General features: G+C 26.8%; 13 protein-coding genes. 9 read left to right on the top strand and 4 right to left on the bottom strand.

All coding sequences use genetic code 11. From position 1 onward, the window contains the following. Nucleotides 1–37 precede the first annotated feature (37 nt). Nucleotides 38–784: a class I SAM-dependent methyltransferase gene (locus KGF50_RS16620; protein WP_227849103.1), complete on the top strand. Its 747-nt coding sequence runs from the start codon at nt 38–40 to the stop codon at nt 782–784. Between the two features lie 12 nt (nt 785–796). Beyond that, complete coding sequence (locus KGF50_RS16615) at nt 797–1000, top strand: hypothetical protein (protein WP_227849102.1); 204 nt, start codon at nt 797–799, stop codon at nt 998–1000. A gap of 513 nt (nt 1001–1513) precedes the next feature. Here KGF50_RS16615 and KGF50_RS16605 read toward each other — a convergent pair. Then, the gene (locus KGF50_RS16605) at nt 1514–2158 is read right to left on the bottom strand and encodes a nitroreductase family protein (protein WP_227849100.1); all 645 of its coding nucleotides are present in this window, start codon (nt 2156–2158) and stop codon (nt 1514–1516) included. A gap of 264 nt (nt 2159–2422) precedes the next feature. On the opposite strand from KGF50_RS16605, the gene KGF50_RS16600 reads away from it, so the two are divergent. The 4 genes from KGF50_RS16600 to KGF50_RS16585 all read left to right on the top strand — a co-directional run bounded on the left by KGF50_RS16600 (nt 2423) and on the right by KGF50_RS16585 (nt 5275). After that, nucleotides 2423–3037, top strand: a complete 615-nt coding sequence (locus KGF50_RS16600) for a TetR/AcrR family transcriptional regulator C-terminal domain-containing protein (protein WP_227849099.1) — start codon at nt 2423–2425, stop codon at nt 3035–3037. 457 nt (nt 3038–3494) lie between these two features. Then, entirely contained in the window at nt 3495–4334 is an 840-nt protein-coding gene (locus tag KGF50_RS16595) for a DUF5685 family protein (RefSeq protein WP_227849097.1), read from the top strand. Further along, a complete protein-coding gene (locus KGF50_RS16590) occupies nt 4324–4767 on the top strand; it encodes a hypothetical protein (RefSeq protein WP_227434723.1) in 444 nt (147 codons plus the stop codon). Before KGF50_RS16595 ends, KGF50_RS16590 begins: the two co-directional genes overlap by 11 nt. A gap of 10 nt (nt 4768–4777) precedes the next feature. Further along, the gene (locus KGF50_RS16585; RefSeq protein ID WP_227849096.1) at nt 4778–5275 is read left to right on the top strand and encodes a hypothetical protein; all 498 of its coding nucleotides are present in this window, start codon (nt 4778–4780) and stop codon (nt 5273–5275) included. Nucleotides 5276–5668: 393 nt separating this feature from the next. On the opposite strand, the gene KGF50_RS16580 is transcribed toward KGF50_RS16585, so the two are convergent. Then, nucleotides 5669–6397 (bottom strand): HAD-IB family hydrolase, encoded by a 729-nt coding sequence (locus KGF50_RS16580; RefSeq protein ID WP_227849095.1) that lies wholly within the window; start codon nt 6395–6397, stop codon nt 5669–5671. Between the two features lie 125 nt (nt 6398–6522). Here KGF50_RS16580 and KGF50_RS16575 point away from each other — a divergent pair, with 125 nt between their 5' ends. After that, complete coding sequence (locus tag KGF50_RS16575; RefSeq protein ID WP_227849094.1) at nt 6523–7611, top strand: hypothetical protein; 1089 nt, start codon at nt 6523–6525, stop codon at nt 7609–7611. A gap of 155 nt (nt 7612–7766) precedes the next feature. Here the strand turns inward: KGF50_RS16575 and KGF50_RS16570 are convergent, their stop codons facing one another. Both KGF50_RS16570 and KGF50_RS16565 read right to left on the bottom strand, forming a co-directional pair. Then, the gene (locus KGF50_RS16570; protein WP_227849093.1) at nt 7767–8552 is read right to left on the bottom strand and encodes an EFR1 family ferrodoxin; all 786 of its coding nucleotides are present in this window, start codon (nt 8550–8552) and stop codon (nt 7767–7769) included. A 386-nt stretch (nt 8553–8938) separates the two neighbouring features. Continuing rightward, nucleotides 8939–9796: a hypothetical protein gene (locus KGF50_RS16565; protein WP_227849092.1), complete on the bottom strand. Its 858-nt coding sequence runs from the start codon at nt 9794–9796 to the stop codon at nt 8939–8941. Between the two features lie 202 nt (nt 9797–9998). Here KGF50_RS16565 and KGF50_RS16560 point away from each other — a divergent pair, with 202 nt between their 5' ends. Both KGF50_RS16560 and KGF50_RS16555 read left to right on the top strand, forming a co-directional pair. Then, on the top strand, nt 9999–10364 hold the full coding sequence (locus tag KGF50_RS16560) for an ArsR/SmtB family transcription factor (RefSeq protein WP_227827694.1): 366 nt from the start codon (nt 9999–10001) through the stop codon (nt 10362–10364). A 22-nt stretch (nt 10365–10386) separates the two neighbouring features. Beyond that, nucleotides 10387–12777, top strand: a complete 2391-nt coding sequence (locus KGF50_RS16555) for a heavy metal translocating P-type ATPase (protein ID WP_227849091.1) — start codon at nt 10387–10389, stop codon at nt 12775–12777. The last annotated feature ends 449 nt before the right edge of the window (nt 12778–13226 follow it).

The raw sequence follows: 13226 nt of genomic DNA, 5'->3' as shown, positions 1-13226 counted from the left end.
GTATTAAGAATAAGATTACTTATAGGAGGTGTTATATATGAAAAATTGGGATGATTCTTTAATAGATTTAAGAGATTTTAATTCTGAAAAAACGATAGAGTTTCTAAAAAGCTTAGATTTGAATAGTATGAATGATCTTGAAAAAATATTTTATTTACCAAATCATAAACGTATACATAAATGGCAACATTATTTTGAAATCTATGACAGGCATTTTTCTAAATTTAGAAATAAAGAAATTACAATAGTTGAAATAGGTGTATTTAAGGGTGGGTCTTTAGATATGTGGAGCACTTATTTTGGGGATAAATGTACCATAATTGGAATTGATATTGATCAAGAATGTAAGAAATATGAAAAAGACAATATTAAAATAATGATTGGGTCTCAAGATGATGTTAATTTTTTAAATGAAGTAAAAAGTAAGGTTCCTAAGATAGACATATTAATTGATGATGGTGGTCATTTTTCAAACCAACAAATAACAACTTTTGAGCATTTATTTTCACATATCGCAGAAGATGGAGTATATCTATGCGAGGATTTACATACATCATATATGCATGGATTTAATGGAGGATACAAAAGTTCTGGAACATTTATTGAGTACTCTAAAGATTTAATAGACTATCTTAATGCATGGTATTCTCAAGATGTATCGTTTGATGTAAATTATTTTACAGAATCAGCATATTCTATGCATTATTATGATAGTGTCTTAGTAATCGAAAAAAGAAGAATGGAGGAACCAAAGAGTATTATATCTCACTATATAAATGATTAATCTTCACAAGAAATGTATGTTGAAACTAGAATAAATAAACTTTTAAATGCGATTGATGAAGCAGTCAGATTTTTTATAGAAAAAGATTTAAATGGAATAATACCAACCCAAACTATGCTAGTTGATAGTAGAAGAAGAATATATCATGTATTAAAGCTTGAATCAGTACCAAACAGAGCCTTACCACTTTGGTATGCGATGCAAAGATATATATAATCAATTAAAAGAATTTGGAGCAGATTCAAAAAAATTAAATCCTATATGTGTATTATGAGGCACAGGAACAATTAATTCTAAGACACAAACAGAAGTAAAAATAATTGAATATGATGGATATACATATACTTTAAAAGAAATAAAGGACTAATCTAAGAAAGCAAGAAAACAGAAAAATTATTGGGATTAAGTCAAAGTAAGGTTGCAAAAAAGTTAAATTTAAGTACATCAACTGTGAAAAGATATTGGAATTTTTAACTGGTATCACGAAATAGCTCTTTGTATTAAGGGAATACATAGTCCTGTTTATTATTTAAGTAAAAGAATTTAATTTCATGCTCAATAAAAGGACTTATAATTTATAAGTCCTTTTATTATATTTATTCTTTGTTTGTAATTAATTTGATTATCTTAGGTTCAGTTAGATTATAGATTCCTCTGAGAAACAACATGTCACCTATTATTAAAAATATGTAAGAATGTTTATAAATATTTGATTTTCAATATTATTTATTATATCCATTTTATTGATGGATGAGGAACGGCTCTGCCTTCCTTAGTTACAGATGTTGTAGGGAAACCAATTGTACAGGCATCAAATCCATATTCACCTGTTGGTACTCCTAAAATATCACAAAAATCTTTATTATTACTTAATCTTCCTATTACACTAACAAGTTCAAAACCTAATCCTAAAGCAGTTGATTTAAGCCACATATTCTGCATCACATGAGATAATGACTTTTGCTCTATGGCTGGTATTCCACGACGTTCTGCCACAATAATAAGATAAGGTGCTGTCCCTACACCAAGAACTCCTTTTTCAACTTGCATTTTTAAGGAAGTAATGAAGGATTGTAGAGTAATATTGTTCTTCGCTTCCTTTTCATGGGTTGATATTTGAGTTTTAATAACATCAACAAGAATAGTTTTTATTTTATCCATTTGTAAACTATTATTTGAAATAACAAAGAAATGTCTGAAATCTGTTTGTTTTGCTACTGCAAGTATTGCATAAGGTGCAAGTCTTCCAGTTTCAATTATTTCTTCAACTAGTTCTTTTGAAGGTACTTCTTTTGTAAAACTTCTTATGGATCTTCGAGTTCTTAACAGCATATCCAAAACTTCATTAACATTGTTTTTATCTAAATTGTTCATTTTTATCCTCCATCAATACTATTCTTAAGATATCCTATAATGCATCCATATAAAGGCGAAATTTTTGGTCATATTAAACATTTACTTCAAATTAATTTGCTGTTTTTTATGAACACATTGTTGATTAATGACCTATATGTATATTATAATATTTATATTGATTTATGCAATGAACAATAATATTTAAATTGTTAAGTAATAAACATTTATTATAAAATTGTTAATTAAAATTAAAAAAATTTATATAGAATGAGGAAATAATTCATGAAAAAAGTATCTATTGATAGAAGAACAATACGTACTAAAAAAATGATTAGGTCTGCATTAGCAGAGTTAATAGACGAGAAAGGATTTAACAATATATCAGTTACTGATTTAACTCAAAGGGCGGATATAAATAGAGGAACCTTCTATCTGCATTATGTTGATAAGTATGACTTGTTAGAGAAGATTGAAAATGAAATAATACAGGAAATTGAAGAAGAGACTAAGCACCTTGATTCAGTCAACATGATGAACATAGATGCCTCAAATGAACCTCTTCCATTTATGGTAAAGCTTTTTGAATATTTTAGAAAAAATTCAGTAATTATTAAATCTATTTTAGGTCCCAAAGGTGACCCTACTTTTGAAAGAAAAATAAAAAAATTTATTGAAATCAATTTGTTTGAGAAACAAAAGTTAAAAAATTTTAACATAGATGAGGCAGTAATTTCAGAAGAATATTTTATACAATATATACTTTCAGCGGACTTAGGTGTAATTCAATATTGGCTTGAAAAAAACATGAAAGAATCCCCTGATGAAATGGCACTGATACTTGCTAGAATGTCGTTACTCGGACCATTAAGGGCAGTAGGTATTCGTAAAGATTCATAAAAACAATTTTATAGAGATTATTTTAAAAAGGTTACAATATATGTAAATCTTTTAGGCGCATCAATCGACGAATTACTGTAAGATACAATACTAGACTCTAAAGTTTTCCTTGAAAAAGAATTAAAAGAAGTGCTAAATGATTGTAATGAATATGAGATAAGAATTTTAGTTGATATAGTCAAAGTTTCAAAAGAATCAATTAGAAAAGTTAAAATGTTTCAATCAAATTTAAGGGAGTAAGATATGAATAATAAGAGAAGGGATTGACACAAGTAATAGTACATAAATATAATGAGTTTATAGATAACAAAGTAAATATTTATGTAAGTCACAATACCTTTTATAAACAACAAAGAAATATTGAGAATATAAAAGAGTTAAATGCGATATTTATAGATATAGATTGGTACAATATAAATTATAATTTATATAAAAAGTAGTACAAAAAGGAGTATTTATGTTTGGATATGTTAAAATAAACAAAATGGATTTAACATTTAGAGAATATGACCATTACAAAGCTTATTATTGTGGGCTATGTAAATATTTAAAAAGAAATCATGGAGAAATTTCTAGATTTTCTCTTAATTATGATATAACCTTTTTAATTATTTTGTTAACAGCAGTATATAACCCAGAGTCTATAAGTACAGAGGAAGCATGTATTGTAAATCCATTTAAAAAGAAAAAGATAATTACAAATGATATTACAGAATATGCAGCAAGTATGAATGTTCTTTTAACGTATTATAAATTGGAAGATAATTTAATGGATGATAAACGCATAAAAGATAAATTAGCATATTATATATATAAAAACAAATTAAACTTAGCATATGAGAAATATCCTGAAAAAGCTGAGTATATAAAACAACAGTTAAATGAATTAAATAAGTTGGAAAAGGACAAAAATATAAATATAGATGAAGTGTCTAATGTCTTTGGAAATATAATGGGAGAAGTATTTGCATATAAAAAAGATGAAAATGAGAGAAATCTAAGAATGATAGGTTTTAATATAGGTAAATATATATATTTATTAGATGCCTATGAAGACTTAGATGAAGATTTTAAGAAAGGAAGATATAATCCTTTTATAGAATATATAGATAAAAATGATGAGTTAAAAGAAAAAGTGAAAAGAATAATTGTAACATCGTTAGGTTTTTTAGCTAGAGGAATTGATAATCTAAATCTAAATAAAAATGTTGGAATAATAGAAAATATAATTTATTCTGGTGTTTATTTAAGATATATGAATATATTAGAAAGTAGAGGTGGAAAGAATGTACAGTAATACTTATAATAATGAAAATTTTATGAGAGCAAGAGCTTTTATGGAAAATAGTGAATTTAAAAAAGCCTATGATTTTTTAAAAACATTAACTGACAAATGTGCAGAGTGGTATTATCTAACTGGTTTTTCTGCGATGAATATTGGATATTATGAAGAAGGAGAAGACTTCTTAAAGAGAGCAAAATTCATGGAGCCTGAAAATCAAGAGTACAATGATGCACTTAGAAGTTATACACAATATAGAAATGAATATAACAACAGAGCTGATAATTATAATAGAAGAAGACGTAATGATTTAGATGGATGTTGTTGCTGTTGTTGTGATGACTGCTGTTGTTGTTTAGGTGATGATTGTTGTGAAAACTGCGCTAAACTTTGGTGCCTAGATTCATGTTGTGAATGTTTTGGTGGAGATTTAATATCTTGTTGTTAGGATGATAAATATGAGTATAAAAGTTGCTTATGGAGGAGTTTTATTAGCATTAAATGTAATATTGTTAACTCTTACAAATATTATTCCTGTAAATACATTGTTTATTATGGGGTTAGCATCACTTTTAGTATCAATTGTAATAATGGAATGGGGATTTAAAACTGGCATTGCTTTTTATATAGGTTCTGTAGCATTAGGATTTATAGTAATGGCAAGTAAATCTCAATGGATTGTATATTCTCTTACTTTTGGAATGTATGGTATTGTTAAATATCTTATAGAAAAAGATAGGTCAATATATATTGAGTATCTTATGAAATTAGTATTTGCAAATATAATGATAGTTATATTGTATTTTATATTAAGAACAATAGTTTATATTCCAATAAATATTATTATAGTAGTTTCATTTGAGGTAGCTTTTATAATATATGATTATGTATATAGTTCTTTTATAGATTATTACAATAATAGACTAAGAAAGATGTTATTTAAAAATAACAACTGACTTAATGTTTTACTTTAGAATGATTTTAATTTGTACATGAATAATACATTTGTGAAGGTACATTGAAATATAAAGATAAAATTAACATGTGTATGAGTTTATTTAATAAAAAAGGCTTTGATTTTTATGTCAGAGTCTTTTTGTGTTGTCATCTAGTATTAAAAATTTTGATGTTAGATGGAGCTTTAAATCGGATTATATAGATATATTTGTTATACATACATTTGTTATACATCCAGATTTTCTAAAATGTGGAGTAGGCAAGAACTCATGGATTTTTCAGTTAATTATTCGAAAGATTTAAAATAAAAATAAAGGATATCACTCTAATGATGACATCCTTTATTATAATAAGGCTTTTGTTATATAAGTCTTTAAAATAACTAATATAAATTAAATATCTACCATATTCACATCTGTAGATAAAGAATAGATAATATCTTTTCTTTCTACTATTATTTCAACATTTTTAGAAACTTCCTTGTCAAGTGATATTTGAGATAAAAGTTCTTTTGTAGGATTTATTGCGATTGGATTTCCAACTCTTTTTAGCATATTTATATCGCCATTAGTATCTCCATAAGCGTACGAATTTGATAGGTCTAAATCATATTTTACAACAAAATCATTTATAGCATTATTTTTACTTATAGAATCCCACATTGGTATGACTGTTCCTGTAAATATATCATTTTCAAATACATAATCACTTCCTAAAAAATCAGTTACATTATATTTTTTTGCCATTTTTTCAACTAGAAATCCAGGACTACCAGATATAAATATTACTATATGTCCTTGATTTAGATGCCAATCAATCCTTGAACGTGTGTATTTATAAACTCTATCTGCTTTTAATTTAATTACTTGGTCACTTGTAAAATTAATGCAAGTTTTATCTAAGCCTTTTAAGGAGTCAACATAAAGATTACATATTTCTAGTAGGTAATCATCATAGTTGCCTTGTCTTTTATCCCAATCCATAAATGTATCTCTGGCGTGTTTATACCAATTTTTTTGGTCAATTATATCATATTTAATTAATTTCTTAAAATGTTCAACCATAAGAGAGTCCCTATAAAGAGTACCATCTATATCAAAAAAAGCTGCTATATTTTTCATAAAAACCACCTCAATTAATCATTTCCTTATATTATATTATAAATTGTACCTAAGTTGTTAGAATATATGTATAATAATTTATATATTAAAAAACAAAGATTTTAAATTTTAAAGGACGTGATTGTATGAATTTTAATTTTGCAAAGGTTACAAATTCTAGACTTATGGGGAGCTTGGGTCTTATAATAAATTGGATAGACAATAAAAAAAATCACTTTTGTCAATATTTTTTATTGGATGCAGAAGGATTAGGTTTGGCGGATTATGTGAGTTTGAAAAATCCAACACAAGAAGAAGCTTATAGAGAAGAAGAAAGATTAATGGGTGGATTTGGCTCAGATAGAATTGGATTAACAGAGGACGAATCTCTGTTTTTAGTATCTTATTTTGGAAATAAGAATATTTGCTATAACAAGATATTACCAGGAGATAAATGTGAATACATTGACATTATAAAAAATTATAAAACAGATTTAACTATAGAAAAATTATATAATAAAATATGTAAAAGAGTTGATGAGGAAGTTGAATTCATAAACTATATGACTATGAGGTTTATAGCATGGGACAGAGAAAGTTTAAGATACTTTTCTGGAAGTGACGAGATTGCAAATATGCATATTACAAATATCAATGGTACATTGCTTAAAAATACAGTAAGCAATAAAGGGCAAGGTAGGTATATTAGCGAGGCTTTATATGAAGATAATGATGGGTATTATACATGCAAAATAGCTTTTTGTATAAGTAAATGTAATGAGACTGGCTTTAAAATTAATTCTATGTTAGTAACAGATAAAGAGCCTATGTACGATTTTGAAGTTTTTGATGAAATTTCTAAGAGTGAATTTGTAAGTGTATATAGTGTAAGTTCATCTGAGGAATTTGCAAAAGTATTTTATGAAGAAAATCCATTTTTATTAAAAAGTAATATGAATGAAGGGATATTTTTTACTAGATTTAATTTTAATAATGACCATGTTAAAGAGAATGTATATATAATAAATAATGATATGAAAGCTATATATTACTTAATGGGGAATAAGTTTTTTATAGGGACTTATAGTGATAATGATTGTAATTGTATTAATGAAATAAGTCAGTCTAATTATAGCAAATACATTAAATTTGAAGAGAGATTTTTCTTTGAGCAAAATGCTTTATACGATTTTGCAGAGTCAGATTCAATAGACTTTGATGACTTCTTGGAATAATATATGATTTTGGACATTATTTAAGCGAGATTAACTGAATTTAATCTCGCTTAAATTTATTTCTATAATATTGGGGGAATATTATGAGGAATACATTTATTATTGTGGTCAATTATTAAAATTTTATACAATTTATTAAAAAAAATAAAAAAATTTTATTTGTTTGTAAATATATTAGAATCATACCAACTATCAAGACGGATGAACTTAAATGGCTGATGTATATAGATTGATTGTTCAGGACAATTATAAATACATCTCATGCACAAACAACAACCCCAATTAAATTTGACTTTATCTTTGGTAATATTTATATTATGTTTAGGACAATTGTTGGCACATTTACCACAGTGAGTACAAGTATCTTTAACATAGAAAAACTTACCTAAAATACGAGCACCATACCACTCTGATCTACCAAAAAAAGCTAAAAATTTTACTGAAGCTTTACTAGTTGGTAGATGTGAAATCTGATTTATTAAATTATGTACAGTAAGAGGTATTTTTTTATCTGCTTCATTAATAAGCTCTTTTGTTTTTTGGTCATCATATTTAACCATAAAATTTGATGGCATAGCAAATAATTTATTATAAAATACTTTAAAACCTTTAGCATTCAATCTTTTGATTAGTAAATTAGATGAAGCATAATTTATATAATGTTCTTCTCCAGCTGTATGAATTATGAATGTATCCATAGAGTCTATTTTTGGTAAGTGTTTTACAAAGTCTAATACAATTTGAGGTGCGTTAAAAGAATGTACTGGATAAGCTATTCCTACTGAATCATATGATGTTAAATGAATATTAGGCATCTTGATATTTTCAATTCTTATGCAATCAACATAAATATGTTGATTTTCAAATTCTTGTTTTATTTTATTTACAATATATCTTGTCATACCAGTTCCAGAAAAGTAAAATATACATATTTTATTCAAAATAATACCTCCTATAAATAAGATAATCACTTGTTAGAGCCATTATAACATAGAGCTAGTAGAAATGACCAAGAAATCCAAAGAACCATAAGAATTGAAAGATTTGTGAGCTACTTCCATAAACATCAAACAAATATTGATATGCAGTGATACTTTTTAAAGACTAAAATAAATGTAAATAAAAAATCAGATAAAATTTAATTTTATCTGATTTTTTGTATACATTTATTTTATTAGATTATGTTAATATTTTTTGACTAAATAAAAGGATATTCAATCAAAATTTTATACCTATAATAATATTGGGGGAATATTATGAGGAATACATTTACTATTATGTTCAATTATTAAGGTCTTATACAATTTATTCGAAAAATAAAAATATTTTACATTTCTTCCTCATCAAACTCCTCAATATTAGTTTGTGGTATGCTTTGTATAGACATATTACTAGAACCATAAGGAGTCGGATACATGTTAGAAGGCATATTACTAGGCATAACTACAGGCATACCATTCATTGTATTATGACATATAACACCTGGTATCATCATAATTACATTAGCAGGCATATTTTGATTACATGATAAGTTAGGAATACCCATGTTATTCATATTATATCCCATATTATTCATGTTGCCAGACATGTTGTTAGGCATACCCATATTATTCATGTTACCAGACATATTGTTAGGCATACCCATATTGTTATTCATGTTGCCAGACATATTGTTAGGCATACCCATATTGTTATTCATGTTACCAGACATATTGTTAGGCATACCCATATTGTTATTCATGTTACCAGACATATTGTTAGGCATACCCATATTATTATTCATATTACTAGACATGTTGTTAGGCATACCCATATTATTATTCATGTTACCAGACATATTAGTAGGTACACCCATATTATTCATATTATTAGATGTATTATAGCTCATGTTGTTAGGCATATTGTTTGGAGTAGATGTGTTGTAGTTCATATTTCCAGATGTATTATTTGTGTTAGGCAAGTTGTTTGGAGAATTACTACTTTTAGGATAATTATTTACGCTATTAGGATAAATGTTACTTATGTTCTGATTATTAGGTATTTTTGTATAACCACTAGGGATTTGTGGGTCATTTCTTAACTCATCTTGGGGAATTTCTTCGTTAGTAATATAATCTGCATAATTAGCAGGGTCTAAGTAAGGCATGTAGCTAGTATCTAAGTTCTTTTTTTTCTTATTACTCATATTAAACTTGCACCTCCTAGAAAAACTATAAAAAAGTTTACAAAAACTTATTCTAATAATATATATATTAAAAAAGTCCATAATATGTGCATTCTAATTATTATTAAATAAATAAAAAAATATTGTTGCGAAATCAGATATAATAGCATATAATGAACATATGAACAGTTATTCATATATTAAAATAATGGAGGATTATATAATGAGAGAAGAGATAAATGATTGTAGTTGCAATATAATACATGAGGAAATAGTAACAGAAGCTAAGTCAACTATGCCAGATGAAGAAATGTTATATGATTTAGCAGAATTATTTAAAGTATTTGGAGATACTACTAGAGTAAAGATATTATATGCACTATTTGCAAATGAAATGTGTGTATGTGATATAGCAAGTTTATTAAATATGACTCACTCTGCAATATCTCACCAACTTAGAGTATTAAAACAGGCTAGATTAGTAAAATTTAGAAGAGATGGAAAGACAGTATATTACTCATTAGATGATAGCCATATAAGTCAAATATTTGACTGTGGATTAAATCATATTAGAGAGACTTATAAATGATAAATGAGAGGAGTGAATGTATATGGAAGCAAATAATCTAATTAAAAAGGAATTTATCTTAGGAGGATTGAATTGTGCACATTGTGCAGAAGAGATTAACAACAAAGTTTCTAAGCTACAGGAAGTTAAGTCTTCTAATCTAAATTTTATAAATAAAAAGCTTACAGTAAATATAGAAAATAGTTTTGATGAAGAAAATACTATAGAGAAGATAATAGAGATAATAGATTCAACAGAACCAGGACTTAATATACAAATGAGCTCTAAAGATAATAAAATATCTAACAAAGCATCAACTAAAAAGGAGCTTATATTAGGAGGATTAAATTGTGCACATTGCGCAGAAGAGATTAACAACAAAGTTTCTAAATTAAAAGAGGTTGAATCTTCTAATTTGAATTTTGTAAATAAAAAACTTACAGTAAATATAATAAGTACTTTTGAAGAAGATACTGTTATAAATAAAATAAAAGAAATAATAGACTCAACAGAACCAGGACTTGATATACAAGTAGAGTCTTCTGATAAAACAAAATCTAGAACGGTTGAAAAGTCAGAAACTGTGAGCGATACAAATAAAAAAGAATTAATCCCACTTATAATCGGAGCTCTTGTATATATCTTTGGTATATATCAAACAGCAACAGGATTTGAAAATCAATTTAGCAATATAGTATTTATAGTTGCTTATGTGATAGTAGGTGGAGATGTACTTTTAAGAGCAATAAGAAATATATCAAAAGGAAGAGTATTTGATGAAAACTTCTTAATGGCTCTAGCAACAGTGGGAGCATTATTAATAGGAGAATTATCAGAAGCAGTAGGAGTTATGCTTTTCTATAAGATAGGAGAGTATTTGCAAGGTGTTGCAGTTGGAAAGTCTAGAAAGTCTATAACTTCACTTATGCAAATAAGACCAGATTATGCCAATCTAAAAGTTAATTCTGAAGTTAAAGTAGTATCTCCAGAAGAAGTAAATATGGGGGATATAATAGTAGTAAAACCTGGTGAAAAAGTACCATTGGATGGTGTTGTAGTAGATGGAGTATCTATGTTAGACACTTCTGCACTTACAGGAGAGTCTGTGTTAAGGGAAGTTGAAAAAGGAGACGAGATTTTATCAGGTGTTATAAATAAGAATGCTTTACTTACTATTGAAGTTACAAAGAGCTTTGGAGAATCAACAGTTTCAAAAATACTTGACCTTGTTGAAAATTCTAGTATGAAAAAATCAAAAACAGAAAACTTTATATCTAAATTTTCAAGATACTATACTCCAATAGTAGTTATAGCTGCCTTATTAATAGCATTTGTACCACCGCTTGTTATTTCAGGTGAAGTATTTAGTGATTGGCTATACAGAGGATTGATATTCTTAGTTGTTTCTTGTCCTTGTGCATTAGTTTTATCAATACCACTTAGTTTCTTTAGTGGAATTGGATTTGCATCTAAAAATGGTATTCTTATTAAGGGCAGTAATTATTTAGAGGCTTTAAGAAGTGTAGATACAGTCGTGTTTGATAAAACAGGAACTCTTACTAAAGGTGTATTTAATGTAACTAAATTAAATCCTGTGGGAATATCAGAAGAAGAATTATTACAATATGCAGCTCTTGCAGAAGTAAATTCAAATCATCCAATAGCAAAGTCTATATTAAGCTACTATGATAAAAAGATTGATTTAGATACAATAGATAGTTATGAGGAAATAGCGGCTTATGGAATCAGAGTAAAATACAATGGTGAACTTATATTGGCGGGTAATGAGAAACTTATGAAAAAGGAAAATATATTCTATTCACCAGCTAAAGAAGTAGGAACAGTAGTGTATATTGCTGTTGATAAAATGTATAGAGGTTATATAGTTATATCTGATGAGATAAAAGAAGATAGTAAAAATGCCATAAGAAGTTTAAAATCAATAGGAGTAAAAAAAGTTGTAATGTTAACTGGAGACAATGAAAAAGTAGCAAAAAACATTGCTCAAGAGTTAGAGTTAGATATAGTTTATTCTAATTTACTTCCTAATGAAAAGGTAGATAGACTAGAAGAGTTGTATGAAGGTAGAACAGAAAAAGAAAAAATAGCTTTTGTAGGTGATGGAATAAATGATGCACCAGTTTTAGCCAGAGCAGATGTTGGTATAGCAATGGGAGGCTTAGGTTCAGATGCAGCTATTGAAGCAGCAGATGTAGTACTTATGACAGATGAACCAAGTAAAATATCTAAAGCCATTGAAATAGCAAATAAGACTAATAAGATAGTATGGCAAAATATAATATTTGCTCTAGGTGTAAAAGTTATAGTCATGGCACTAGGAGCTGGAGGAATAGCTACTATGTGGGAGGCTATATTTGCTGATGTAGGGGTAGCACTTATTGCAGTATTAAATGCTATGAGAGCTATGAGGTAATATGTAAATTAAAATTAAATAGATTATAATATTAAAAAGATAGATTATAAAAGAAGAAGTATTGATAAGTTTATTCTAACTGTATTGATACTTCTTCTTTTATGATTATATTTATTTATATCTATTTTTATATTCTTATTTATTGTCTGTATTTTCTACTGTATTTTTTCAATTTATATAGGGATATTTCTATTATAACTGTTGAATTTGTACATAGGAATATTTAAAATATTAATAATTAAGATGAAAAATTGTGATTTTTTATAAAAAAATATAAATATATTAAAATTGATTGAGGCTATGGTATTACTACATTATAGTAGGATATATGACAATAAAAGTTAAAAAAATTAAAAAAAATAATTTGAAAAGTGTTGACGAATTATTTTTAAGGTGATATAGTATTACTTGTCCTTAAGAAAAGGGCAAACATGAAAAATGAAAAATGA

This window comes from Clostridioides sp. ZZV15-6598, assembly GCF_020657705.1.
In the GTDB taxonomy this organism is placed as follows: Bacteria; Bacillota; Clostridia; order Peptostreptococcales; family Peptostreptococcaceae; genus Clostridioides; species Clostridioides difficile_F.
This window is presented reverse-complemented; position numbering and strand designations above follow the sequence as displayed.

Bases quoted from the DNA above. Each gene is read 5' to 3' on its own strand.
- KGF50_RS16620 (WP_227849103.1), top strand. From the start codon at position 38: ATGAAAAATTGGGATGATTCTTTAATAGATTTAAGAGATTTTAATTCT.
- KGF50_RS16615 (WP_227849102.1), top strand. From the start codon at position 797: ATGTATGTTGAAACTAGAATAAATAAACTTTTAAATGCGATTGATGAA.
- KGF50_RS16605 (WP_227849100.1), bottom strand. From the start codon at position 2,158: ATGAACAATTTAGATAAAAACAATGTTAATGAAGTTTTGGATATGCTG.
- KGF50_RS16600 (WP_227849099.1), top strand. From the start codon at position 2,423: ATGAAAAAAGTATCTATTGATAGAAGAACAATACGTACTAAAAAAATG.
- KGF50_RS16595 (WP_227849097.1), top strand. From the start codon at position 3,495: ATGTTTGGATATGTTAAAATAAACAAAATGGATTTAACATTTAGAGAA.
- KGF50_RS16590 (WP_227434723.1), top strand. From the start codon at position 4,324: ATGTACAGTAATACTTATAATAATGAAAATTTTATGAGAGCAAGAGCT.
- KGF50_RS16585 (WP_227849096.1), top strand. From the start codon at position 4,778: ATGAGTATAAAAGTTGCTTATGGAGGAGTTTTATTAGCATTAAATGTA.
- KGF50_RS16580 (WP_227849095.1), bottom strand. From the start codon at position 6,397: ATGAAAAATATAGCAGCTTTTTTTGATATAGATGGTACTCTTTATAGG.
- KGF50_RS16575 (WP_227849094.1), top strand. From the start codon at position 6,523: ATGAATTTTAATTTTGCAAAGGTTACAAATTCTAGACTTATGGGGAGC.
- KGF50_RS16565 (WP_227849092.1), bottom strand. From the start codon at position 9,796: ATGAGTAATAAGAAAAAAAAGAACTTAGATACTAGCTACATGCCTTAC.
- KGF50_RS16560 (WP_227827694.1), top strand. From the start codon at position 9,999: ATGAGAGAAGAGATAAATGATTGTAGTTGCAATATAATACATGAGGAA.
- KGF50_RS16555 (WP_227849091.1), top strand. From the start codon at position 10,387: ATGGAAGCAAATAATCTAATTAAAAAGGAATTTATCTTAGGAGGATTG.